22 protein-coding genes are annotated in these 23,148 nt (G+C 70.9%); 15 read left to right on the top strand and 7 right to left on the bottom strand.

Features of this window, described 5'->3' with window-relative positions; genetic code table 11:
• Window positions 1-13 precede the first annotated feature (13 nt).
• Window positions 14-2,320: a tyrosine-type recombinase/integrase gene (locus ACFT2C_RS05620; protein ID WP_377206026.1), complete on the top strand. Its 2,307-nt coding sequence runs from the start codon at window positions 14-16 to the stop codon at window positions 2,318-2,320.
• 210 nt (window positions 2,321-2,530) lie between these two features.
• On the opposite strand, the gene ACFT2C_RS05615 is transcribed toward ACFT2C_RS05620, so the two are convergent.
• Both ACFT2C_RS05615 and ACFT2C_RS05610 read right to left on the bottom strand, forming a co-directional pair.
• Entirely contained in the window at window positions 2,531-3,346 is an 816-nt protein-coding gene (locus ACFT2C_RS05615; protein WP_377206025.1) for an alpha/beta fold hydrolase, read from the bottom strand.
• A 41-nt stretch (window positions 3,347-3,387) separates the two neighbouring features.
• Window positions 3,388-4,680, bottom strand: a complete 1,293-nt coding sequence (locus tag ACFT2C_RS05610) for a glycosyltransferase (RefSeq protein ID WP_377206024.1) — start codon at window positions 4,678-4,680, stop codon at window positions 3,388-3,390.
• 201 nt (window positions 4,681-4,881) lie between these two features.
• On the opposite strand from ACFT2C_RS05610, the gene ACFT2C_RS05605 reads away from it, so the two are divergent.
• From ACFT2C_RS05605 to nhaA, 3 genes are all read left to right on the top strand, one after another.
• Window positions 4,882-5,514: a TetR/AcrR family transcriptional regulator gene (locus ACFT2C_RS05605; protein WP_377206023.1), complete on the top strand. Its 633-nt coding sequence runs from the start codon at window positions 4,882-4,884 to the stop codon at window positions 5,512-5,514.
• The gene (locus tag ACFT2C_RS05600; RefSeq protein ID WP_377206022.1) at window positions 5,511-6,692 is read left to right on the top strand and encodes an FAD-dependent oxidoreductase; all 1,182 of its coding nucleotides are present in this window, start codon (window positions 5,511-5,513) and stop codon (window positions 6,690-6,692) included. Before ACFT2C_RS05605 ends, ACFT2C_RS05600 begins: the two co-directional genes overlap by 4 nt.
• Window positions 6,693-6,828: 136 nt before the next feature.
• Complete coding sequence (gene nhaA, locus ACFT2C_RS05595) at window positions 6,829-8,121, top strand: Na+/H+ antiporter NhaA (protein WP_377206021.1); 1,293 nt, start codon at window positions 6,829-6,831, stop codon at window positions 8,119-8,121.
• A gap of 66 nt (window positions 8,122-8,187) precedes the next feature.
• Here nhaA and ACFT2C_RS05590 read toward each other — a convergent pair whose 3' ends face one another.
• Genes ACFT2C_RS05590 through ACFT2C_RS05580 form a run of 3 tightly spaced genes read right to left on the bottom strand, consistent with a single transcriptional unit; the run spans window position 8,188 to window position 10,285 of the window.
• Entirely contained in the window at window positions 8,188-8,982 is a 795-nt protein-coding gene (locus ACFT2C_RS05590; RefSeq protein WP_377206020.1) for an ABC transporter permease, read from the bottom strand.
• Window positions 8,979-9,722: an ABC transporter ATP-binding protein gene (locus ACFT2C_RS05585; RefSeq protein ID WP_377206019.1), complete on the bottom strand. Its 744-nt coding sequence runs from the start codon at window positions 9,720-9,722 to the stop codon at window positions 8,979-8,981. Before ACFT2C_RS05585 ends, ACFT2C_RS05590 begins: the two co-directional genes overlap by 4 nt.
• Window positions 9,719-10,285 carry a TetR/AcrR family transcriptional regulator gene (locus tag ACFT2C_RS05580; protein WP_377206018.1) on the bottom strand — a complete coding sequence of 189 codons (567 nt, stop codon included), beginning with the start codon at window positions 10,283-10,285 and terminating at the stop codon, window positions 9,719-9,721. The genes ACFT2C_RS05585 and ACFT2C_RS05580 overlap by 4 nt, the downstream gene beginning before the upstream one ends.
• 294 nt (window positions 10,286-10,579) lie before the next feature.
• On the opposite strand from ACFT2C_RS05580, the gene ACFT2C_RS05575 reads away from it, so the two are divergent.
• Window positions 10,580-11,863, top strand: a complete 1,284-nt coding sequence (locus ACFT2C_RS05575; protein ID WP_377206017.1) for a glycosyltransferase — start codon at window positions 10,580-10,582, stop codon at window positions 11,861-11,863.
• Window positions 11,860-12,753 (top strand): alpha/beta fold hydrolase, encoded by an 894-nt coding sequence (locus ACFT2C_RS05570; protein ID WP_377206016.1) that lies wholly within the window; start codon window positions 11,860-11,862, stop codon window positions 12,751-12,753. Before ACFT2C_RS05575 ends, ACFT2C_RS05570 begins: the two co-directional genes overlap by 4 nt.
• A gap of 32 nt (window positions 12,754-12,785) precedes the next feature.
• On the opposite strand, the gene ACFT2C_RS05565 is transcribed toward ACFT2C_RS05570, so the two are convergent.
• A complete protein-coding gene (locus ACFT2C_RS05565) occupies window positions 12,786-14,186 on the bottom strand; it encodes a TrkH family potassium uptake protein (RefSeq protein ID WP_377206015.1) in 1,401 nt (466 codons plus the stop codon).
• A 423-nt stretch (window positions 14,187-14,609) separates the two neighbouring features.
• Here ACFT2C_RS05565 and ACFT2C_RS05560 point away from each other — a divergent pair, with 423 nt between their 5' ends.
• The 7 genes from ACFT2C_RS05560 (at window position 14,610) to ACFT2C_RS05530 (ending at window position 20,517) form a co-directional block, all read left to right on the top strand.
• Window positions 14,610-15,524 carry a hypothetical protein gene (locus tag ACFT2C_RS05560; protein WP_377206014.1) on the top strand — a complete coding sequence of 305 codons (915 nt, stop codon included), beginning with the start codon at window positions 14,610-14,612 and terminating at the stop codon, window positions 15,522-15,524.
• Window positions 15,525-15,788: 264 nt separating this feature from the next.
• Window positions 15,789-16,277 carry a GbsR/MarR family transcriptional regulator gene (locus tag ACFT2C_RS05555; protein ID WP_377206013.1) on the top strand — a complete coding sequence of 163 codons (489 nt, stop codon included), beginning with the start codon at window positions 15,789-15,791 and terminating at the stop codon, window positions 16,275-16,277.
• A complete protein-coding gene (locus ACFT2C_RS05550; RefSeq protein ID WP_377206012.1) occupies window positions 16,274-17,440 on the top strand; it encodes an FAD-dependent monooxygenase in 1,167 nt (388 codons plus the stop codon). The genes ACFT2C_RS05555 and ACFT2C_RS05550 overlap by 4 nt, the downstream gene beginning before the upstream one ends.
• A 156-nt stretch (window positions 17,441-17,596) precedes the next feature.
• Window positions 17,597-17,893: a cold shock domain-containing protein gene (locus ACFT2C_RS05545; RefSeq protein ID WP_377206011.1), complete on the top strand. Its 297-nt coding sequence runs from the start codon at window positions 17,597-17,599 to the stop codon at window positions 17,891-17,893.
• Between the two features lie 89 nt (window positions 17,894-17,982).
• Entirely contained in the window at window positions 17,983-19,692 is a 1,710-nt protein-coding gene (locus tag ACFT2C_RS05540; RefSeq protein ID WP_377206010.1) for a LuxR C-terminal-related transcriptional regulator, read from the top strand.
• A gap of 120 nt (window positions 19,693-19,812) precedes the next feature.
• Window positions 19,813-20,220: an ester cyclase gene (locus tag ACFT2C_RS05535; RefSeq protein ID WP_377206009.1), complete on the top strand. Its 408-nt coding sequence runs from the start codon at window positions 19,813-19,815 to the stop codon at window positions 20,218-20,220.
• A gap of 18 nt (window positions 20,221-20,238) precedes the next feature.
• The gene (locus tag ACFT2C_RS05530; protein WP_377206008.1) at window positions 20,239-20,517 is read left to right on the top strand and encodes a hypothetical protein; all 279 of its coding nucleotides are present in this window, start codon (window positions 20,239-20,241) and stop codon (window positions 20,515-20,517) included.
• Window positions 20,518-20,615: 98 nt separating this feature from the next.
• Here the strand turns inward: ACFT2C_RS05530 and ACFT2C_RS05525 are convergent, their stop codons facing one another.
• Window positions 20,616-20,927: a hypothetical protein gene (locus ACFT2C_RS05525; protein WP_377206007.1), complete on the bottom strand. Its 312-nt coding sequence runs from the start codon at window positions 20,925-20,927 to the stop codon at window positions 20,616-20,618.
• 399 nt (window positions 20,928-21,326) lie between these two features.
• Between ACFT2C_RS05525 and ACFT2C_RS05520 the strand changes: the two genes are divergently transcribed.
• On the top strand, window positions 21,327-21,932 hold the full coding sequence (locus ACFT2C_RS05520; protein WP_377206006.1) for a TetR/AcrR family transcriptional regulator: 606 nt from the start codon (window positions 21,327-21,329) through the stop codon (window positions 21,930-21,932).
• On the top strand, window positions 21,929-23,092 hold the full coding sequence (locus ACFT2C_RS05515; protein WP_377206005.1) for an FAD-dependent monooxygenase: 1,164 nt from the start codon (window positions 21,929-21,931) through the stop codon (window positions 23,090-23,092). The genes ACFT2C_RS05520 and ACFT2C_RS05515 overlap by 4 nt, the downstream gene beginning before the upstream one ends.
• Window positions 23,093-23,148: the final 56 nt, after the last annotated feature.

The following is a 23,148-nucleotide window of genomic DNA, read 5'->3' as shown; positions in this document are numbered from 1 at the left end:
GCAAACGACCCGCGTGACTCCGATCAGCCCCCGGGAGCCCGGCGTGCTCACCGCCCCGGCTGCTCCCGCCTACGCCCCGGCATTGCCGGGCCAGGAGGGAGCAACGCGGCAAGAGCTGGTTCGCCTGGCCGAGGGGCTGCTGGACCGCCGGTCCTCCTCCCGGCAACGTGCGGGGCACGTCCTGGCGCTGAGTCGTGCCCTGGACTGGCTGGAGGCCTTCGCCGGTGAGGACTGGCAGGATCGGTGGCTGCACAGCGGTTCCGACCAGTACGGTCACCGGTGGCTCCCGGACGTCCCACCAAAGCATCGGCATTCGCTGACCTCAGGCATCAGGATGCTGATCGTGCTGCGCGCGATCCGGCCCACCTACGCGTGGTTCTCCGCCAGCCGCCTGCTCGGGGTCTACTCCCAGTTCCGCCAGCACAACCACGCCGCCGTCTTCGCTGCGATCGAGCCTCACATAGCTCGCGCGGACACAGGCAACTACAGCGCCTACGCGCTGACCCTGCTGACACACATCACGATCGTCACCGGCAAGTCGCCGCGAGACATCGATACGGCCGACTTCAACTCCTACCGGGCCGCGCGGCTCGCCTCGGGACGCCCCTGCACCGGGCTGCCCCTGGCCTACGAGGCACTGCAGGCGATCGGCGGACTCGCCGGCCAGCCCCCGACCCTGCGGCAAGCCATCGCCCGGGGCCAGCTCTCGGTTCCCGAGCTCGTCGACCGCTACCCGATCGTCGACACCGGGATCCGCAACCTGCTCGTGCACTACCTCGTGGAACGCTCGACAGTCCTGGACTACAGCAGCCTGAGCAGCCAGGTCCAGCTCCTTGCCGACCTGTTCTGGTGCGACCTGGAGCGCCACCACCCCGGGATCAACTCCCTACGGCTGTCCGACCAGGCCGTCCAAGGATGGAAGGAACGCCTGCGAACCCTGCCCGACGGCAGCCCGCGCAAGGGCACCCACCTCATCCTGCTCGTGGTCCGCGCCCTCTACCTCGACCTGCAGCAGTGGGCTCTACAAGACCCAGCCCGCTGGGCCGAGTGGGCCGCTCCGAGCCCGATCACCGAGGCCGACCTCCGAGGCCAGGCCAAGGCGGACCGCCTCCTCAAGGCACGCATGCAGCAACGCACCCGCACCCTGGTCCCGGTCCTGCCGCGACTGATCGCCACCGCTCAGGCCGAGCTCGAGCACACCGGCCGGCTCCTGGTCGCGATGCAGAACACCGAACCCGAAGCCGAGATCACCGTCGACGGGCGCCGCTACCAGCGCACCAAGACCACCTGGAAGATCAACGCCGTCGCACTCGACGACGAACCCGGCCCCCGGTTCGACGTCGCGCAACGTGACACCGACGCGTTCTGGACCTGGGCCACGATCGAGGTCCTGCGCCGAACCGGCGTCCGGGTCGAGGAACTCCTGGAGCTGACGCACGTGGGCCTGCGCCAGTACCAGGCGCCCACCGGCGAGATGGTGCCCCTGCTCCAGATCAGCCCATCCAAGACCGACGCCGAACGCGTCATCCCCGCCGACCCGGATCTCGTTTCCGTGCTGGCGAAGATCATCCGCCGGGTCAAGGACGACGAGGGACGCGTCCCACTGGTCCAGCGCTTCGACGAGCACGAACAGATCTTCGGCCCGCCCCTGCCGCACCTGTTCCAGCACGTCGTCCACTACCAGCGCCAGGTCATCTCAACCGAGCGCATCCGCTCGCTGCTGCGCAAGGTGGCAGGGCGCGCCGATCTGCGCGACATCGACGGAACACCACTGCGGTTCACTCCGCACGACTTCCGCCGCGTGTTCTCCACCGAGGTCGTCAACGGCGGACTACCCATCCACATCGCCGCGAAACTGCTCGGCCACCTGGACCTGAACACCACCCAGGGCTACGTCGCGGTCTACCCCGAAGAAGTCATCAGCCGCTACCGAGCCTTCGTCGACGAACGCCGCATGCGTCGCCCGAGCGAGGAATACCGCGAACCCAGCGACGCCGAGTGGAACGAGTTCCGCGACCACTTCAGCCTCCGCAAAGTCGCACTCGGCACCTGCGAACGCCCCTACGGAACACCCTGCCAGCACGAACACGCCTGCGTCCGCTGCCCCATGCTCCGCATGGCCCCCGCCCAGATGCCACGCCTACTCCAGATCGAACGCAACACCCACGAACGGCTCGAAGAAGCCCACCGACTGCAATGGCTCGGCGAAGTCTCCGCGCTCCAGGAGAACCTGCGGCACATCGCCGACAAGAAGCGACAAGCCGAACGACGGCTCCAACGAGCCGACAACGACGAGACGGGACCCCACGCGCTCGACTGAACGATCACCGCCAAGGCACTCTGCAGCCACTTCGGCCTGAGCATCGAGACAGCCGACTACGGCCCGGCCTACGACAGTGGCCGCGACGGACGGCAACCAAAGTCCGAGATCAAGCGTGGGCACTTCGGCGGCGGCAATGGGTCAACCTCGACCGCGCGCTCGATGATGGCGGGCCGCACGTTCCGGGCCGCGGTCCCGAGCAGCGGTCACCTACTTCCGCCGTGACGGATCTCGCAGCACCTCGTCACCGAGCTCGGCGATGATCTCGGCCACCTGGACCGGTGCGAGGTTGTTCGCCGCGTGGCCTTGCCGGCGCAGCCGCACGCGTTCAGTGTTCGGCATGGCGCGTTCCAGCGCATCCAGCCGTTCGCCCAGGTGCGCCGGGCTCCGTTCGCCGCCGAGCAGGACGACGGGCACGTCGATTCGCGAGTACGCGTCCAGCCGGAGGCCCACCTCGTCGATGGCCGCGCAGTCGTCGAGCTGGTGCGGGACGAGCCGGCCCAGCCGAGGCACCAGAGAGACGAAGGCCCCCGACATCCAGGCGGCCCACGCCGGAGTCCGCACGATGTCGCGCAGGAAGATCGCCAGCGCCCGGCTCGGCCTTCCGGCAGCCATGGCGGCCCGTGCCCGCGTCAGCGCCTCTCCGCCGAGCGGCGGTCCGATGACACAGGGCGGCTCATGAAGCACGGCACCGGCAAATGCCCCGGGCAACGCGACCAGCGACTCCAACGCCAGCACCCCACCGGACGAGTGCCCGACGATCAGCATCGGCTCGTCGATCAGATTCACCACGGCGCGGACATGCTCCACTTCCTCAGCCATCGTGCACGCTTCGCCCGTCTTGAGGTCCAGCCGGTACTGCCGGCGGTGCAGTCGCAGCACCCTGAATCGCGACCGGAGCCGGGCAGCGACCCTTGCCCACGACTCCCCGTCGTCCATTCCGCCGTGCAGGAGCAGGATCACCGGACCCTGCCCTTCGTCGTACGCACGCACGCCGCTGCCGTCAGCTGCCGTCGTCGTGATCATGGTGGGACCTTTCGATAGGGCGTGGGCGTCTCGTGTGGGGATCATCGACCAGTCTCGGCCGCGCGCTCGACGAGGGCCACTGCCCGGTCCAGGCCCCGCTCCCGGACGATGCGGCCCCCAAGCCTCGACGCCGCGGCCGCAGTCGCCGGTTCGCACGCCTCAGTGATCCGGTCGGCCAGCGCGGGCCCGGTGAGCTTGCGCTGGGACAAGGGCTCCGGGCCGACGCCGCGCGCATGGGTCACGCGTCCCCAGAAGGGCTGGTCGGCCACGAACGGGCACACGACCTGCGGTCGCCCCGCCGTGAACGCGGTGCCCGTTGTGCCGGCTCCGCCGTGGTGCACGATCGCGGCCATCCGCGGGAACAGCGTCTGGTAGTCCACGTCACCCACCACGAGCAGCTCCACACCGAGGTCCGACGCCGCGGCGGTGGCCGCCCCGGCGTCGAGCCCGCCCCAGCCGGTGGCCAGCACGAGCCGGTTGCCGGTCAGGGCCGCGGCCTCGACCACCGCCCGGGTGCGCGTCCGCGCGTCCGGGCCCGACATCGAGCCGAACCCGGCGAACAGCGGAACAAGGCCGGCGGCCAGGAACTCCTCGACGTCGGTCGGGAGCGAGGGCTCGGGCGGGAGAAACCAGTACCCGGTGACCTCGGCCCCCGCGGGCCAGTCCGCCGGCCGCGGCAGCACGGACGGGCTGTAGGCGTGCAGGACCGGGGCCGGGCCGCCGTCGGGCCGCACCGTCGGGTCGTGCCGGCCTGGCCTGGTCGGCAGGCCCAGCGTGTCCCGACGCCACCGGTCGATCACCCGGCCGAACATCGACGCGGGCAGCCGCATCCCGGCGAACGTGACCCGGTTCAGCCAGCCGGGGAGCCCGAAGGGCAGCGACTGCCCCGGCCACGGGTACTCGCGCGTGGGAACGTACATCGGCAGGGGCAGTCCCAGGACGGCCGGGATCCCGAGCGCTTCGGCGACGTGCTGGCCGGCCAGGATCTGCCCGTTGTGGACCACGACGTCCGCCCCCTTACCGGCGCCGTGGACGGCGACCTGCCAGGAGTCGGCCAGGACCTGGTCGAACATCGACGGCATCTCGCGGATCTGCCGCAGCCGCGTCCGCACGCCGCCCCCGAACGCCTCATCGGCCTCGGCCGGCGTGTCGAGCTGTCGCAGCGGCCCGTCGTCGACCCCCGCGAACGTCACGCCGTTCCCGGTGGCGAGCTCGGCGAAGCGGTGCGGCGCGCACAGCACGGCCTCGTGGCCGGCGGCGCCCAGCGCCCGCGCCAGTGCGACGAACGGCTGCACGTCCCCGCGGGTGCCCAGGGTCATGATCAGTGCCTTCATCGGAAAGCTCCTTCAGGGTCGACGAAATGAACGCCGACCAGGCTTCCCGGCACACCAGTAGTGACAGTAGACCTCCGCACCGGACCGCGTCAAAACAATCGGACCTGCATGTTTTCAGAGCGCTCTCACGGACCGGGCGGCGGCTCTTGAAAACAAACTGCCGATTGTGTTTTCATGATCGCAAGCGAGAGGAGGCCGACCGTGCCACGAGGATTCACGACGCAGGAGCGCGACCGGATCAGCCGGGCGCTGCTGGCAGCGGGCCGGGACCTGTTCACCAGGCAGGGTCTGCGCAAGACGGCGCTGGACGAGCTGGTCGCTCCGGCCGGGATCGTGAAGAGCACCTTCTACCAGTTCTTCGACTCCAAGGAAGCGCTCTACCTGCAGCTCATGCTGGACGAAGCGGGGCAGGTCAAGGCCCAGGTCATCGACAAGGCGCTGCTGTCCACCGACGACGCCCGCGAGGGGCTGCGCCGGTTCCTGCACGCGACGCTCGACGTGCTCGACAGCAACCCGCTGTGGCGCCGCCTGGTGACCCATCCGGAGGAGATGACGGCGGTCGCGACACGGCTCGACCCGCAACGGATCGCCGAGATGGGCGACAACAACCCGTCCACCGCACTCTTGGCGTACGTGACCGACCGGCAACGGCGCGGCGACCTGGTCGGCGACAACCCGGACGTCGTGGTGGGGGTCCTGCAGTCAGTACTGCTCATGCCCTTCAACGCCGCGCACATCGCAGCCGGAGACGCCGACACCTACCGCAAGACCCTGGACCTGCTCGTCGACATCGTGGCGACAGGTCTGACCACTCACCAAGGAGACCTGACATGAGCACGCACCGCCGCCGCGCCGTCGTCATCGGCGCGGGCATCGCCGGGCTGGGCGCCGCACTGCGGCTGCACCAGGCGGGCTGGGAAGTCCTGGTGGCCGAACGCGCGCCGGCGCGCCGGTCGAGCGGGTACGCGGTCGCCTTCGCGGGCCTGGGGTACGACGCGGCCGAGCGGATGGGCATCCTGCCCGAGCTCGTTGAGCGGCACATCACTCCCGACCGGATGGACTACATGCGGCCGGACGGCCGCACCAGGTTCTCGGTGCCGGGACCCACCGTCCGGGCGCTGGCGGGGGACCGGGCGCTGAACATCCTGCGCGGTGACATCGAGGACGTGCTGTACGCGGCGGTGACGGGCAGGACGCCGAACACGGTAGAGATCCGGTTCGGCACGAGCATCGTCGGCGTCGAGCAGGACGCGGACGGCGTGGACGTCACGCTCGGCGACGGCACCGTCGAGCGGGCCGACCTGCTCGTCGGCGCGGACGGGCTGCACTCGGCGACCCGGCGCCTCGTGTTCGGGCCGGAGGATTACATGCGCCTGGACCTGAACCACATGGCCGGCGTGTTCATGCTCGACACGCTGCCCGACGGCGTCGAGCCGGGCGTGACTGCCTCGCTCACCGACACCGGGCGGACGCTGGCGGTCGTCAGCCTCGGCGGGGACCGCGCGGTGGCGTTCTTCGGCTACCGCACCGAGCGGCCCATGGCCGAGCTCGCGGACGGGCCGCGGGTCGCGCTGCCGCGTGCGTACGGCGACATGGGCTGGGTGGCGCCGCAGGTGCTCACCCAGCTGCCGGGCGCCGAGTCGGTGTACTTCGACACCGTCAGCCAGATGGTCGCCGACGGCTGGAGCCGCGGCAGGGTGGTCCTGCTGGGCGACGCCGCGTGGTGCGTCACGCTCTTCGCCGGCTACGGCTCCTCGCTGGCCGTCGCGGGGGCCGACGCCCTGGGCGCGGCGCTCGAGCGGCACGCGGACGACCTTCCGACGGCCCTGCGCGAGTGGGAGGCCGAGATTCGTCCCGAGGCCGAGCGCAAGCAGAGGCTCGGCCGGCAGGTCAAGGGTCTGTACGCCCCCGCCGACCCGTTCCGGCTCTGGCTGCGCGACCTGCCGCTGCGGTTCGCCTCCTATCGCCCGGTCTCCGCGCTGCTCCAGCGCCGACTCCAGCTCACCTCATGAAGGCCACTTCGAGCAGACCGTTCGACCGAGCAGACGGGTAGGATAGAGCGCAGGGTGTGCCGGGAAGTCTGGTCGGCGTGGACCGGCCGAGGGCCGGTCCTGCTAGGACGACCCCACCGGCCCCGAGAGGACCTCCGTGCCACGCACCACCTCCACCCTCCCGTTCCCCCAGCGACTGCGCGCCTGGGTCTCCCGCGAAACCACCGGGGGTGCGCTCCTGATCGGGGCGGCGCTCCTGGCCCTGCTCTGGGCCAACTCCCCCTGGCGCGAGGCATACGCGTCGCTGTCCGCGACGGTGGTCGGCCCGGCCGCCATCGGGCCGATCCCCGTCCACCTCGATCTGTCTCTGAGCACCTGGGCAGCTGACGGGCTGCTCGCGATCTTCTTCTTCGTGGTCGGCGTCGAGCTCAAGCACGAGTTCATGGCTGGGAGCCTGCGCAACCCGAAGGAAGCGGGCGTCCCGATGATCGCCGCTGTGGGCGGCATGGCTGTACCCGCCCTGGTCTACGCCGGCGTGCTGCTCACGATGGGCGACCCGGGTGCTCTGCACGGCTGGGCCATCCCCACGGCCACCGACATCGCGTTCGCCCTCGGTGTCCTGGCGATCTTCGGCCGCGGCCTCCCGGTCGCGATCCGGACGTTCCTGCTCACGCTCGCCGTGGTGGACGACCTGCTGGCGATCATCGTGATCGCCGTCTTCTACACCGAGGCGATCCACTGGTGGTCGCTGGCCGGTGCGCTGGTGTGCGTGGTGCTGTTCGCCTGGCACGTCCGTTCCCGTGCCCCGCGCTGGTTCGTCCTGCTGCCGCTCGCCGTGGTTGCGTGGACGCTGATGCACGCCTCGGGTGTGCACGCGACCGTCGCCGGCGTACTGCTCGGCTTCACCGTCCCGGCGATCGCGATGCGCGGCGAGCCAGAGTCCCGTACCCACACGTTCGAGCACGCGGTCCGTCCCTTCTCGCAGGGACTCGCGCTGCCCGTGTTCGCGTTCTTCGCCGCGGGCGTCTCCCTGGTTGACGGAGACGGACCCGGTGCCCTGATCGGGCAGCCGGTGGTCCTGGCGATCACCGCTGGGCTCGTGCTGGGCAAGCTCGTCGGCGTGCTCGGCGCCACGGCCCTGGTCACGCGCCTGACCCCGCTGCGCCTGCCCGCGGGCATCGGCGTGCGCGACCTGCTGCCCGTCGGGTTCCTCGCGGGCATCGGGTTCACCGTGTCCCTGCTCATCAGCGAGCTCTCGTTCGGCGACGCAGAGCACGCCGACGGCGCCAAGATCGCGATCCTCGGCGCCTCGGTCCTCGCGGCGATCCTCGGCGGTCTCTCGCTGCGCTGGGACGCGCGACGTGCGCGCGCTACGGACATGAATCTCGACGGTGTGGACGACGAGGTCGAGGGCTACATCGGTGACGCCAAGGACCGCGAGAACCACTGACCTACCCGTCGAGCACCCCTGGGGCGGGTTCCCGTAGGAACAGTGCAGCCACCTCGAGCCGGTGCCTCATACGTTCGTGAGGTGTCGCCAGGCCCGGACGACGGCAGCGACGGCGAGCGGGGCGACGGCCGCCGCGACCAGCAGGTTGGGCAGGCCGATCGCGGCCGCGGCGTCGGCGCCGCCCATGCCTGTCCACAGGGATGGCGCGGCGTAGGGGAACCACGACCCGCCGCCGAGCAGCACCACGATCTGGGTCAGTGCGACGACGCCGACCAGCCCGCCGACGGTGCCGAGCTGGCTGCGCGTCACGGTCGCGAGCCAGGCGAAGGGCAGTGCCAGGCCGCCGCCGAGGAGCCCCGCGGCCAGGGCGGTCCCGACGTGGGCCCATGCCCCGTCGAAGGGCTCACCGGAGCTCATGGTGACGACCGCCGAGGCGGCGAGCGTCACGGCCACGGTCAGCACCACGCAGGCCGCGATCCAGGCCAGCGTGACGAGGCACTTCGCCAGGGCGATCGTGCCGCGTGGCACGGCGAGGCCGAACATCGCGCCCGCGGTCCCGCTCTCGAGCTCGCGCCCGAACGACCACGCGACGAAGAACCCGGCGGCGGCCAGCGCTGCGACCGACAGAACCTGGGCGCACACCATCAGGTGGGTGGTGGCGAGGTCGCCGGTCGCGTAGGCCGCGAGCTTGGCCGCCGTCGGGCCGGCGGCCCGGGGTGACCGGGCGAGCGCCACCGCCCCCACGCTCGCGAGCGGCACGAGAACGACGAGCAGCACCGTAGCGATGCGCGCGACGACGGAGCGGCGGAGCTTGAGGGCTTCGACTGCCAGGGCGGTGCGAAGCGCAGCTGCGGGGCTCATACCTGGGCCTCCGTGTCGGCCTCGCGGACGTCGGCGTCGAGCACCATGGCGAAGAACCGCTGCTCCAGGTCCGTGCCGCCCGGCTCCAGCCGCCCGACGGCGCGTCCGCCGTGCAGGACGACGATCTCGTCGGCGATGCGCGCGACCTCGTCGAGGTGATGGCTCGAGACGAGGACCGCGGCGCCGGCGTCGGCCAGGCCGCGGACCAGCTCGCGAACCAGGACGACACCCTGCGGGTCCAGCGCGCTGGTCGGCTCGTCGAGGATCAGCGCGGTCGGCCGATGGAGGGTCGCGCAGGCGATCCCCAGGCGCTGACGGTTGCCCATTGAGAGGGTTCGGGCCCGTGCGTGCCGCCATGGGTCGAGCCCCATGTGTCCGACGGCGGCGCCAGCCTCTGGCGCGGCGGCTCGCCTGGGCATGCCGTGGAGCCGGGCGGCACACCAGAGGTTCTCGGTGACGGTCAGCTCGGGATACACCAAGGCGGCCTCGACAGCCGAACCGAACCGGGCCGCGACGTCGGCAGGCAGGTCGGCCGGGTCGTGCCCGAGGACCCGGGCCATGCCCCGCGTGGGACGCAGGCGGCCGGAGAGCGCGCGCAGAGCCGTCGTCTTGCCTGCGCCGTTGAGGCCGATCAAGGCCGTGACCCGGCCCGGTCGGACCGTGAGCGTGAGGTGGTCGAGGGCGACCCGGCTGCCGAAGGTGTGGGACACGTCGTCGAGCACGAGGGTCGGCGTGGTCATGGTGTGGCTCCTGCCAAGGCGAGCTGCGCGAGGGCGCGGCGGACGAGCTGGGCGAGCGTGACGTCGTCGGGCGCGGAGCTCCAGGCCAGGAGGGCTGTGGTGGTGGCGGCCAGGCAGGCGGAGACGGCGATGGCGGCGTCCAGCGGGTCGACGCCGTCGGCCACGAGCCGGTCGACTATCGCCTCCTGGGTGGCCTCGGTGCCGCACGATACGGCGGCGCGCAGCGACGAGGACCGGGCGACGAGCGCCACGCGGCGTCTCGCCGTCGCGTCCTCGGTGGGCGTGATGTCGCCGAGCGCGGCGAGCAGGCCGAGGCGGGTGCGCTCCAGGGGCGGGAGGCCCGCGGGCTGGGCGCCGACGGCCTCGGCGATGAGGGGGTCGTACGGGTCGGTGACCAGCACGGCGTCCTTGGTAGGGAAGTGCCGGAAGAACGTCATGGGCGTGATGCCCGCGGCGTCGGCTATCTGGTTCACCGTGGTGGCGTCGTAGCCCTGGCGATCGAAGAGGTCGAGCGCGGCGTCGAGGATGCGGGCCCGGGTGCGGAGGGTGCGGGGTGTGGGCACGGCTAAATGTTAGTCGCTAACATTTGTGGGCGGAAAGGACTGGATCTCGCGCACGTGCCCGACCGCGCTGCTCCGTCGGCTCAGCCGATGATCGTGGCCACTCTCGGGGCGCCGGTAGAGGCGGCCACGGGCAGCGCAGACGTCTCACCCGCGCGATCCGCACCGGGGCTCGAGACCAGTGAAAAGCTTCCTCCGCGGGTGTAGGGTCACCGGCAGGTGTGCCGGGAAGCCTGGTCGGCGGCGACGCCGCCCCGTCCCCGGGCGGCCCACGTGGTTCGTCCAGAGGAACCTGCCATGCACGCCTTGATCATGTCGTTCGGCACCCGCGGAGACATCCAGCCGTATGCCGCCCTGGCCGGTACGCTCTCGCGATCGGGCCACGACGTCACCCTCGCCGTCCCCGAGGGGTTCGCCGACCTGGTGCCACGCGACGGTCCTGTTCCTGTCATGCACCACCCCGCCGGCTCGACGATGCTGCGCCTTCTCCAGGACGTCATGCCCGAGCTGAGCGGCCCCCGGGACGCGTTGCGCACCCTGGGGATCATGAATTCCGCGATGCGGGAGCTGAACGCCGAGTGCTGGGCCGCCGCGCAGGCAGCACGCCCCGACGTCGTCGTGCACCACCCCAAGACCCTGGCGGGTGCGCACATCGCCGAAGCGCTCGGCGTGCCCGGGGTACTGTCCCTCCCGCTGCCCTTCTACACGCCGACGCGCGAGCACCCGATGCCGTTCTTCGGCGGCGCCTCGTTCGGCGGGTGGGGCAACCGCGCGTCGTACGTGCTGAACCGGATGGGCGGGGCCATGTACGGCGGCATGATCAACGACTTCCGACGCCGGCTCGGACTAGGTCGTCTCAGGCGCCTCTCCGACCCGCTCCGGAACCCGGACGGCAGCCCGGTCCACATCCTGTACCCGTACAGCCGGCACGTCGTGCCCGTCCCCGGCGACTACCCGTCATCGGCTCACGTGACCGGGTACTGGTTCCTGGACAACAGTGACTGGCAGCCGCCCACCATGCTGACGGACTTCCTGGCAGCGGGTGAGCCCCCGGTCTATGTCGGGTTCGGCTCCATGGGCTTCGGCAAGGGCGCCGACCAGCGCCGCGACGCCATCCTGGCCGCCCTGAAGACCCGTGGCCTGCGCGGGATCGTCGCGACCGGATGGGGCGGCATCACACCCGGCCGGTCCGGGACCGACGACGTCCTGTTCATCGAGGGCGCACCGCACGACTGGCTGTTCGAGCGGGTCGCCGCGGTCGTGCACCACGGCGGAGCCGGGTCGACCGCGGCCGGTCTGCGGGCCGGCAAGCCCACGCTGGTCGTACCGTTCCTCGGCGACCAGCCCTTCTGGGGCGCCCGGGTTCACGCGATCGGCGCAGGACCAGCACCGCTCCCCGCCAGACACCTAGCCGCAGGCCTGACCGACCGGCTCGGCGACCTTGTCGGTACCGACTCATACGCCGCCCGCGCCGCCGAAGTGGGCACCGCGATCCGGGCCGAGGAAGGTCTCGGCGCTGGCGTGCGGGTCCTGGAGCAGATCACCAGCATGACAACCGCCGAGGACAGGACCGCCCGGTGACGACCAACCCGATGTCGACCAACCCGATATCGACCACACGGCTGGTGGTTACCACTGCAGGCCCCGTCGAGATCACGCGGACCGACGGGGACCGGCCGGCGGTCCTGTTCTTCCCGGGCGGGCACTGCCGCTCCTGGACCGACTGCGGGCAGGGCGTCTACACCGCGCTGGGGCATGAGGTGGTCTCGTTCTCCCGCCCTGGTTACGGGCGGACCCAGGTCGGCTCGATGGATGCCGCCGCGTTCGCCGACGTCGTCCGCGAGGTGTGCGAGCAGCTCGGCGTGCTCGCCCCCGCGGCGGCGGTCGGCGTCTCGTTCGGCGGCCTCCAGGCGGTCCACGTGGCCGGGCACAGGTCGATCGGCGTCGAACGACTCGTGCTGCACAGCAGCGCGCCCTCCACCCTTCCTTACCCCGACTCCCGGGTCGAGGCGCTCCTCGGGCCCGTTGCGTTCTCGCCGGCACTCGAACCCGCGGTGTGGTGGCTGGTCCGGTGGCTCGTCCGCTCGGACCGTGGTCTGCGGGCGATGCTTGTCCGGCTCTCCACACTCTCGCCCGGCCAGTGGTGGGACGACCTATCGGCCGCTGAGAAGGACCAGGCCCGGCGGGTTTTCAACGGCATGGGTTCGGGCTCGGGTTTCGTCAACGACCTGCGCCAGGCCCGCGCGAAGGACGCCGGTCAGCGCCGGGCAGCACTGGCGCGTGTCAGCAGCCCCGCACTCATCACCGCTTCGCCGCACGACGGCGGTGTCGACTACGCGCACGCCGAAGACTTTCGGGCCCACCTCGAGAACTCCCGGCTCGTCGAGCCGCCCTCGCCCACGCACCTGTTCTGGATCGGACCGGGGCATGACCTGGTCACCGACGCGGTCAGACACTTCCTGGACGACTAGACCAGGGGAAACGACTGAACCAGAGGATGGGTTCAGCCGATGATCGGCGCGCTCTCCGGGCGCCGGTACAGGCGCCCGTGAGCGCGGAGCACCAGAGCGGTGCCGAGCGTGATCGGCCCCAGCCGCCCGATAAACATCAGGACGCACAGCACCGCCTGGTGATACCAGGCTAGTTGTGCCGTGATCCCCGTGGACAGCCCGGTGGTGGTGAAAGCGGAGGTCACCTCGAACAGGATCTGGTCCACTCCGAACGGCGAGAGCGCCGTCATCCACAGGGACGGCAGAACTACTATCGCCACCGCCAGCAGGGCCACTGTGAGGGCCTGGCGTTGCGTGGCCAACGAGATGCGCCGGTCGAAGACACTGGCGTCCGGGTCGCCACGCAGCTCGGACCAGATCACCACGGCGAGCACAGCGAACGTCGTCACCTTGATACCGCCCGCGGTCCCTGCCGACCCGCCGCCGATGAACATCAGGATGATCGTGCCCAGCCAGGTCTCGGTGTGCATCTCACCGGTGTTCACCGAGTTGAACCCGGCCGTGCGGGCATTGGCCGACTGGGTGAACGACGCCAGGATCCGGCCGCCGGTGTCCAGGGTGCCCATGGTCGCGGCGTTGTCCCACTCCGTGACCAGGAAGAACCCCGCACCACCCACCAGCAGCAGGCCGGTCATGAGCAGCGTGATCTTCGTGTGGACGCTCCAGCGCGCCGGCCGGCGGTGTTCGCGCAGCAACTCCAGGATCACGGGCAGACCCAGCCCGCCGACGATCGTGGTCACAGCGATCGGTAGGCAGATCCACGGGTCGGCCACGAAGTCCATCAGCGACGTGGAGAAAAGAGCGAAGCCCGCGTTGTTGTAGCCGGACACGGCGTGGAACACGCCGTCCCACAGCGCCCTGCCCAGCGGCTCGTCGTAAGCAACGGCGAAACGCACGGTCAGCACCAGCGCCGCAGCGGCCTCCACGACGAACGCGATCACGACCACGCGGACCAGCGTGCGACGCACGTCGCCGAGGCCCACCGTGCGGGTGGACGCCGCCGCGACCAGCCGGGAACTGAGGTCCAGGCGCCGCGTGACCAGGACGCCTAGCAGCGACGCGACGGTCATGACGCCGAGGCCTCCGATCTGGATGAGCACCAGGATCACGGCCTCGCCGAACCCGGACCAGAACACCGGCGTGTCCGTGACGATCAGCCCCGTCACGCAGACCGCCGACGTCGCGGTGAACACGGCCTCCATGAACGAGGCCGGCTCGCCCGACGCCGAAATCGGGAGCAGCAGGAGCAGCGTGCCGACCGCTATGGCACCGACGAAGCCGACGATCACGAGCTGACCCGGCCGCCGCTGCAGGGCAACGCCCCGTCCCCGCTCCCGCCCGACCGGACTGCTGAACCGCATCTCGCTCCCGTCGCCGTCGTCCGTCACGTTCACGTCACGCGCCGAGACCGGTCCCGGTCGGCCCCGTGATGCCCAGGCTCACGGTAGTCCGAGAGACCCGCGGGCAGTAGCGACCGCACGGTCCGGGCCACCCCGTGCGGCGCCGGGACCAGCGCGGCTACGACTCCATGGCACTCGTCCCACGAAACCCATCGCGCCGTGATCGCCAGGCACGCGGTTCATGTGGCCGCCGCAGTACGGTGCTGTCGTCATGCCATCGCCCACGGGCTACGCAGGGCTGGGGTCGTGGGAGCAGACGGTGTCGTCGTTGCCGGCGCACCATCCAGGACGAGTGGAAGTCGATGAAGGTCTCGCCGCGGTGTTCATCCCGGTCACGTCAAAGAGGTTGTGCTTCCCGGGCGGGACTCGCGCCTCTTTCATACCCGCAGTGGCATCGGCTCTGCGAGGGTGTGGGGTATGACCGCGACCTCGCCCAGCCGCATCGACGCCTTCTCCCTGGCCGCCGTGCTGCTGCTCGTGCTGTCTGGGCTGTTCGTGCTGTCCGGGCTGTTCGTCCGGGCCGGGCCGCTCGACGGGCAGATGATCGTCGTCCACCCGGGGTACTACGACAGCTGGGCGATGGTGGCCTACATCGCTCCGGCGTCGGTGCTGCCCACCCTGGTGGTAGTGGCCGCAGCGGTGGCGCGCGGTTCGCGCACCTTCCTTCTGGTGGCAAGCGGCGTGACCGTGCTGCACGTCGCGGGTCTGCTCATGCTCGCAGGGATGGCGGGAGGGGGTCCGGCGGACCCGGCCTCCTTCCGGTCGGGGCCAGCAGTGCTCGGGCTTGCTGTAGTCGGCCTGGCCTTGGCGTGGTGGGATGCCTCGCGCGCCGTGCGCCGCCCGTGGATCGCGCTCCTGCCGGTCGTGCTGAGCCCTGCCCTGGGCCTGTTGTTCGACACTCGCATCCAGGATCTGCCGTGGGACCCACTCATCGCGGTCTTGGTCGTCGCCGATCGCCTCCCCGTCTTCCTCACGATCCTCACGGCGGGGCTCGTGTGCCTCTGCGGTCGCGCGCCGCGGCTGACCGGGGCGGCGCTTATCGGGTTCGCGGGGCTCCTCCTGCTCGGCGTCGATCTCGTCCTCGACCGGCGAGGGCAACTCCCGATCGCATTCCGGCTTGCCGTACTCGGGGCGGCGCTGGTGTGTGCGGTGGTCGCCGGCATCCGTGCCCGGTCGGGCGAGCCCGACCAGAAGCTGTCCGACGGCGGTGGCGCACCCGGTGCGGGTGAGCGCGGCAGGTCCGTCGACGCGGGCGCCGGGTCGGACGGTAACGGGACGTTCACCGACGAGGGCGTCGTGTTCGACGTCAAGGTGACCCGGCAATCGCCGTGACCCGCCCATCGCCGTCAGACGCCGGCCGTGTGACGACTGGCAGCATGTTGCCCATCGCCCGGCTCCGGCTGCCCGAGCTCCTCGGCGATCGCCGCCGCGGAGACTTCCTCGTGGGGTAGCCACCTCCGGGACGCGTAGTTCACGAGCGCCGGGGTGGACTCCATCAGGGAGAGGACTCGACGCCCGTTCGGTCGCGCCGTCATCGTGCAGCTTGACCTCGATCCAATTTCAGTTGATAGTGAAACAGCTGACATTGGAGGTGGCATGGACCCCCAGGACCCCGTCCTCGAATGGGTCGAGCGGGTCTCGATGTACCTGGCCCGTGACGGCGTCCCGCCGATCGCGGGGCGTGTGCTGGGCTGGCTGATGGTGTGCGACCCGCCGGAGCAGTCGGCCGGGCAGATCAGCGACGCGATCGGGGCCAGCCGCGCCTCCCTCACGTCGAACCTGCGCCTGCTGACGACCATGGGCTTCCTGAGCTCGCGGACCCGGCCGGGCAACCGCACCACCTACTACCGGATGGCCGACGACGCCTGGACCATCGTGGTGCGCCGCCAGATCGAGGGCATGGCGTCCTTCCTCGACCTCAGCAGGGACGGGATCGCCCTGGCCGGCCCGGGGAACGACGGCCGGGTGCGGCAGGCCCACCGGACCTTCGAGTGGATGGCCGCGGCGTTCGCGGCGGCACCGCCGCTCACCACCGCGCCTGCCGAACCCGCGCACCAGGACGACCACGAGGAGAAGAAGCGATGACCGGACACGCGATTGTCGTCGGCGGCGGCATCGGCGGGCTGGCCACCGCCCTGGCGCTCCACCGGATCGGCTGGCGCGCCACGGTCCTCGAACGCGCGCCGGGGCTCGGCGAGGTGGGCGCCGGCATGTCGCAGGCGCCCAACGCGCTGCGCGCCCTGGCCGAGCTCGGCGTCGAGGCCGAGGCCCGCGCCGTCGGCGTGCCCACCTACTCGACGAGCAACCTGCGCCGGCCCGACGGTCGCTACCTGCAGCGCGCCCGGCCCGGCGACACGACGCCGCTGCTTGGCTTGCACCGCGCCGACCTGCACCGGGTGCTGCTCGACGCCGTCCCCGGCGACTGGCTGCACACGGACGCGGCAGTCACGGACGTTCGGCAGGACGGTGATCAGGTGACGGTCACGGCCGGGGGCACGGAATACCAGGCGGATCTGGTGGTCGGCGCCGACGGGATCCGCAGCGCCGTCCGGACCCGCCTCTGGCCCGATGCGGCTTCGCCCCGTTACCTGGGGCGCACGGCGTGGCTCGGCGTCGCCGACGTCACAGGCGTGACCGGCGACCTGACCGGCAGCGTCACCATGGGCAAGGGCGACCTGTTCCTGATCCATCCAGTGTCCCGCGGGCGGGCGTACTGGGCGCTGCTCACCTCGGAGCGAACGGCCGGCGTCCGGTACGACGATGAGAAGCGCACCGCGCTGGCCCTGGCCGGCGACTGGCACGAGCCGGTGCCCGGATTGATCCGCGCGACGCCCGACCAGGCGGTGATCCGCACCGACATCCACGAGCTCCCGCCGCTGTCCACCTACGTGCGGGGCCGGGTGGCGCTGCTCGGCGACGCCGCCCACGCGATGAGCCCCGACCGCGGGCAGGGCGCCGGCCACACCCTCGAGGACGCGGTGGTCCTCGCCCACGCGCTCGCCACCGAGCCCACCGTGGACGCCGCGCTCGGCCGGTACGACGCCGAGCGGCGCCCGCGCGACCAGGCCACCGCGCGCGGGGCCCGGATCGACGGCGCCCGGACCGCCTCCCGTGCCGGACAGCGCGTCCTAGCGGCGATGGTCCGGCTCGTGCCCGCCGCCTTGTGGCGCAAAGGCATCGCACCGGACGGCAACCCCACCTGGCGCTGGGAACCACCCAAGCTCCCGGTGGTGCCCCCTGCCCGCTGAGCGAAGTACTTCTTGGCGTGAGAGTCCGCCGATTGCAACCCGGCTCCTTTGTCGCGACGCGGCCACCCCGCTACCGTCCTTGGGCCAGGCGACTTCGCAGCGCGGGGTGCACGTGATGGCCGAGGGGACCGTCTCGACGCGCGACACCGAGACCGAGTGGGCGTGACCGTCCCGGACGGCGGTGGCCCTCACGTCCGTGTCCACCAGGTCGAGATCCATATGCGCGGCTGCCAAGCCCTCGACCGGGGCGAACGTGTCTCGTTTGCGATCGAGCAGCACGACGACGGCCCGTACGCGACCGCCGTCACCCCCTCGGACCCATCGTCCCCGAGGAGGAGCTGGCACAGCGGGGGTTCGCGCCGTGGCCTCAGCACCCGAGCGAGTCGCTGCCGGAGTCGCGGCCGGACCAGGACGCCAAGCTCCCCGGCTGGCTCCGGACGGGCATCGTGCTGATCGCTGTCGGCGTCGCCCTCCTTCGTGGTCGGCGTGATCCGTCGGGGCCGGGATGATCCTCACCGGTCCTCGGGCACTCGCTCGGTGTCATGATCGAGAGCATGGAGGAGCGCGACCTGTTGACGGCGGGCACAGCTGCCCTGGACCGGGGCGACTGGGCCGCCGCGCGGGACGCGTTCGACCTGGCGTGGCGGGCCAAGGAGACTGCGGATGCACTCGACGGCCTGGGACGCGCGCTGTGGTGGTTGAACGATCCGGCCGGCGCCCTGGACCTGCGGGGACGCGCGTTCGCCCGGTTCCGCCACGATGGTCGCGACGCCGAGGCAGCTGCGATGGCGATCTGGCTCGCCCGCGAGCACCACAACCTCTACCGGTCCAAGGAGATGGGTGACGGGTGGTTGTCCCGGGCCCGGTCGCTGGTCAGCGGCCTCGACGATCCGCGTAGCCTCGCCGGCTGGCTGCTGCTGGCGCAGTCGGAGGCAGGCCCCCTGGATGCGCCATCCGCGAGGCTGGCGGACCGCGCCGTGGTGGTTGCCCGCGATCAGGGTGATGTTGACCTCGAGATCGTCGCGCTGATGCGCCGGGGTGCGTGCACCGTCAGCGCGGGAGCGGTCGGCGAGGGGTTGTCAGATCTGCGGGAGGCCATGGTCGCGGCGACGTCCGGCGAGGGCCATGACGTGCAGTATGTCGGTGAGGCGCTGTGCACCCTTCTTGAGGTCGGCGGTCTGCTGGGAGATCCAGGAGTGGTGGAGCCGTGGGCCACGTTTCTGGTCGACTTCCGCGCGTCCTACACGTTGGGCCCCCTGCTCCCGTTCGGGACCACGCGGGCCACCGATCTGATCTCGGCGTTCTGCACCGGCTGTTGCGGCGGCGTGTACCTGGTGACGGGCAGGCTGGACGCCGCGGAGGAGCAGCTCAGTCAGGCTGTGACTCAGCTCGCCGCGACCGGTCTTCGGCCTCGCTGCCTGCACCCGGTCGCCGACCTGGCGGAGCTCCGCGTCCTGCAAGGGCGACTCCATGAAGCAGAAGTGCTGCTGGCCGACTTCGAGGATGACGTCGAGTGCGCAGCCTCGGCGGCGGACCTCGACCTTGCCCTTGACCGTCCGCAGCGAGCAGCCGACCGGCTCGCCCGCGCGATCCACGCGCTGGTGAACACGCCGGTCCTCACGCTTCGGCTCCACGTCAAGCTCGTCGACGCGGCGCTGTCCGCCGGCGACCTGCCGTTGGCCGAGGCGTCCGCACGCAGCGTCGCGGAGCTGGCCGATGTGACGGGCACCGCTCTGCACCGGGCACAGCGCGACCACGCCGCCGGAAAGGTCGCTCTCGCCGCGGGCCGTGCAGATGCGACGAACCGGCTCCGCTCGGCGGCACAGGAGTTCGCGGGGGCCGGGGCGCCGTTGCCGGCCTGTCGGGCACGCCTCGACCTGGCTCGTTCGCTCGCAGGGCGCGACCGTGGCCTCGCGATCACCGAAGCACGCAGCGCCCTGCACGCCCTGGACCGGATGGGAGCGACGGCCGAGGCCGACCGGGCCGCGGCATTCCTCCGCGAGCTCGGAGCGAAGGGCAGAACCGGCCCCCGCACCGCCGGGCTGCTCAGCAACCGGGAGAAAGAAGTGCTCGGGTTGGTGGCCGAGGGGATGTCCAACGCCGAGATCGGCCAACGCCTGTTCATCAGCACCAAGACGGCAGGCCACCACGTGAGCAGCATCCTCACCAAGCTAGGAGTACGCAGCCGCACCGAAGCGGTGGCGTTCGCCCTGCTCAACCTGCCCGCCGACGGCGGACGAACGTCATCCTGACCGCCCCGGGACCGGCGGACCCCGCTCGATGGGTAAGCAGATAGGGAATCCTCCCGATGCTCGGTGTACTTCCGGGGCGCACGCTGGACTCAAACCAGCCGGAAGAACCGAGGAGGAAACATGGAAACCGCCGAGAAGGACGTCGTACGACGCTTCTACGAGATCGCTGGAAGACCCGAGGACCTCGACGAGGTCGTCGCACCCGACCTCAAGGGCCACGCAGGCGCCGGATCAGACCTGGCGGAGCTGAAGGCCTCGCTCGCCAGCTTCCTGGTTCCCTTCCCTGATCTCACGCCTGAGCTGCGCTATCTGGTGCAGGAGGACGACCTGGTCAGCGTGTGGCTGTCCTACACCGCCACACATCAGGCCGACTTCGCCGGCGTCCCCGCCAGCGGCCGCCGCGTCAAGTTCGCCGAATGGGACCTGATGCGGGTCCGCGACGGCAAGATCGTCGAGATCACGCAGTACTGCGACCTCTTCACGATCATGTCCCAGATCGGCGCGCTCCCGACCGCAGCGCCCGCGTGACAGAGGAGGTAAAACATCATGATGATCCGTTCCACGACTCGACTCGTCCTGCTGTCCGGTGCCGTTGCGCTGGCGGGAGTCCTGGCTACCGCAGCCCCCGCAGCGGCAGCACCGAGCTGCGTCGCGCAGTCCATCGCGAGCGAGCACGACTCTGCCGGGACCGCCTGGGGACACGACGTCGTCGCGTTCCTTGCGACGAGTCCGGAAGTGCTCCAGGAGTTCGGCTTCCAGAGCTTCGGCGACCTGGCGTCCTACGGCGCGCAACAAGACCACGGCGACTGCCCGGCCGACCTGTAGGCATCCTGGACTTCTGGGTATACGAAGAGGGCCACGGCCAACGGCGGCGGCCCTCTTCGTCGGGGCCGACGGGGACAGATCACCGTCGACGGGCGCCGCTACAAGCGCACCAAGACCGCCTGGAAGATCAACGCCGTCGCGCTCAACGACAGGCCCAGCATCCGGTTCGACGTCGCGCGACGCGACAACGACGCGTCCGCAGGCGTTCCTTCCATCCCTGGACGGCCTGGTCGGACAGCCGTAGACAGTTGATCCCGGGGTGGTGGCGTTTCCAGGTCGCACCAGAACAAGTCGGCCAGGAGCTGGGCCTGGCTGTTCAGGCTGCTGTAGTCCAGGACCGTCGAGCGTTCCACGAGGTAGTGCACGAGCACGTCGCGGATCCCGGTGTCGGCGATCGGGTAGCGGTCCACGAGCTCGGGAGGCGAGAGCCGCCCCGGGCGATGGCCTGCCGCGGCGTCGGGGGCTGGCCGACGAGCCCGCCGATTCCCTGCAGTGCCTCCCCGCTGCCAGAGTCGACGCGGCTGGCCGGCCTGGTCGCCTTCTGGCCCGAGGAGAGCGCCGACCTGGAGGTCTACGTCGACGGGGAGCGCATTGGCCAGCCGTAGCTACGGGCGCGCGCTCGGCCGGGGCCATCGACCGGCTGAGCGTGCGCACCTGGCGCGCCGCTCCTAGTGGTGTGGTTCTGGCCTTCGAGGTCGGCTTCTTCGATCCAGAACGAAAGCGCGCTGCTCGTCGAGCACGACCTATACATCGACTCACGTAACAGCTATGTTTGGTCAGTCGTACAAGACGATTGACCAAGGGGCGAGATGGCGGGTCGGACCAATGTCGAACGTGGTCGGGACGTGCGTGCCCGGCTGCTGGAGGCGGCCAGGGAGCTCATCGGCGAGGTCGGCTGGAGCGGTGTGAGCACCCGGGTCCTGGCTGAGCGGGCCGGTGTGCGTTACGGACTGGTGCACTATCACTTCGAGTCGCTCCAGGCGCTGCTGCGCCAGGCCACGCTGGAAGCGATGAGCGGCATGCTCGACGAAACCGCCGGTCTCCTCACGGAGGCCGCGAGCCCGGCCGACGGCGTCGAGGCGCTCCTGTCGGAGCTCGACCGCTACAACGGCTCCGACCCCGCGTCCCTGCTCTTCATCGAGGGCTACCTCGCCGCCACCCGCGACGCCGAGCTGCTCGAGGGCTTGAGCGAGATCGTGAAGGGCTTCCGCACTGCCCTCGCGACGTCACTGGCCGACGCCGGTCACCCCTCCGCTGACGCGGCCGCGAGCCTGATCGCGGCCTTGTTCGACGGGTTCGTGCTGCACAAGGGCCTTGACCCCGAACTGTCAGCCGCCCGGATCGCTCCCCTCCTGCGGACGCTCACCAGCAGCGAACCCATCGAAGCCATCGAACCGAACGGAGCGCAACCATGAGAGCCGTGATCAGCGGCGCCGGCATCGCCGGCCTGGCGCTGGCCAACCGCCTGCACCACCACGGATGGGAAGTCCAAGTCGTCGACCGTGCTGCGGGGCCGCGGACCCAGGGATACATGATCGACTTCTTCGGTCCCGGCTTCGAGGCCGTCACCGCGATGGGCCTGCAGCCGAGGCTGCGCGAGCTCGCCAGCCCGGTCGACGAGTTCTGCTACATCGACGACCACGGCCGCAAGACCGTGAGCGTCGACTACGCACTCTTCGCCAAGGCCGTCGACGGCGCGATCGTCAGCATCATGCGTCCCGAGTTGGAGCGGCTGTTCCGCGAGTCGGTCGCGGGCGCGGTCGACGTGCGCTACGGCACCACCGTGGACCGGATCACCGGCAGCCGGGTCGCGCTGTCCGACGGCACCACGCTCGACGCGGACCTGATCGTGGGAGCCGACGGCGTGCACTCCGGCGTGCGCTCCCTGGTCTTCGGTCCCGAACGCGGCTTTCTCCGTAGCCTCGGCATGCACACGGGTGCGTTCGTGTTCACCGATCCGGAAGCGTTCGAGAAGGTTCGCGGCAAGTTCGTGCTCACCGAGACACTCAACCGCCAGATGGGCTTCTACGGGCTCGACGACGGCCGTGTTGCGACCTTCCTCGTGTCTCGCACCGACGACCCGCTGCCCGAGGACTCACAGGAAGCCCTACGCCGGACCTTCGCCGGCATGGGCGACCTGGCAGAGCGCGCGCTGGCGCAGTGCCCGCCGTCCGACGAGGTCTACTACGACCAGGTCGCGCAGATCCACATGCCGCGCTGGACCGACGGGCGGGTGGCGCTCGTCGGCGACGCCGCGTACGCGGTCTCGCTCGTCGCCGGCCAGGGCGCGTCCCTCGGCGTCGCGGGCGCCTACGTGCTGGCCGAGCGGCTCCAGGCCAACTCCTCGGTGCCCGAAGGGCTGGCGGACTACGAGCGGCGCTGGCGCCCGGTCGCGACAGCGGTCCAACAGGCAGCCCGGGACCGCGTCACCGAGTGGTTCCTGCCGACCAGGACGACCACACTCCTGATGCGGCGGTGGGGATTCCGCGCCATGAGACTGCCCGGCCTCGACCGGGTCCTCGTGGGCTCGCTCTTCCCCAAGGGCCACCGGTCGGTAGCCGAGCTCAGCGCCTGACCGAGCGCGCGCCCCACGCTCACCGCACCGCGACGAGCCTGGTCAGGAGCCGATGA

The organism is Promicromonospora sp. NPDC057138, from assembly GCF_042670845.1.
Lineage (GTDB): Bacteria > Actinomycetota > Actinomycetes > Actinomycetales > Cellulomonadaceae > Promicromonospora.
The sequence above is the reverse complement of the archived record's forward strand: the minus strand, read 5'-3'. Positions and strand labels throughout refer to the sequence as shown.

Coding starts and splice junctions, on each gene's coding strand:
- ACFT2C_RS05560 (WP_377206014.1), top strand. CDS start 14,610: ATGACCGCGACCTCGCCCAGCCGCATCGACGCCTTCTCCCTGGCCGCC.
- ACFT2C_RS05600 (WP_377206022.1), top strand. CDS start 5,511: ATGAGCACGCACCGCCGCCGCGCCGTCGTCATCGGCGCGGGCATCGCC.
- ACFT2C_RS05555 (WP_377206013.1), top strand. CDS start 15,789: ATGGACCCCCAGGACCCCGTCCTCGAATGGGTCGAGCGGGTCTCGATG.
- ACFT2C_RS05610 (WP_377206024.1), bottom strand. CDS start 4,680: ATGAAGGCACTGATCATGACCCTGGGCACCCGCGGGGACGTGCAGCCG.
- ACFT2C_RS05590 (WP_377206020.1), bottom strand. CDS start 8,982: ATGAGCCCCGCAGCTGCGCTTCGCACCGCCCTGGCAGTCGAAGCCCTC.
- ACFT2C_RS05615 (WP_377206025.1), bottom strand. CDS start 3,346: ATGATCACGACGACGGCAGCTGACGGCAGCGGCGTGCGTGCGTACGAC.
- ACFT2C_RS05585 (WP_377206019.1), bottom strand. CDS start 9,722: ATGACCACGCCGACCCTCGTGCTCGACGACGTGTCCCACACCTTCGGC.
- ACFT2C_RS05520 (WP_377206006.1), top strand. CDS start 21,327: ATGGCGGGTCGGACCAATGTCGAACGTGGTCGGGACGTGCGTGCCCGG.
- ACFT2C_RS05515 (WP_377206005.1), top strand. CDS start 21,929: ATGAGAGCCGTGATCAGCGGCGCCGGCATCGCCGGCCTGGCGCTGGCC.
- ACFT2C_RS05540 (WP_377206010.1), top strand. CDS start 17,983: ATGATCGAGAGCATGGAGGAGCGCGACCTGTTGACGGCGGGCACAGCT.
- ACFT2C_RS05530 (WP_377206008.1), top strand. CDS start 20,239: ATGATGATCCGTTCCACGACTCGACTCGTCCTGCTGTCCGGTGCCGTT.
- ACFT2C_RS05575 (WP_377206017.1), top strand. CDS start 10,580: ATGCACGCCTTGATCATGTCGTTCGGCACCCGCGGAGACATCCAGCCG.
- ACFT2C_RS05535 (WP_377206009.1), top strand. CDS start 19,813: ATGGAAACCGCCGAGAAGGACGTCGTACGACGCTTCTACGAGATCGCT.
- ACFT2C_RS05550 (WP_377206012.1), top strand. CDS start 16,274: ATGACCGGACACGCGATTGTCGTCGGCGGCGGCATCGGCGGGCTGGCC.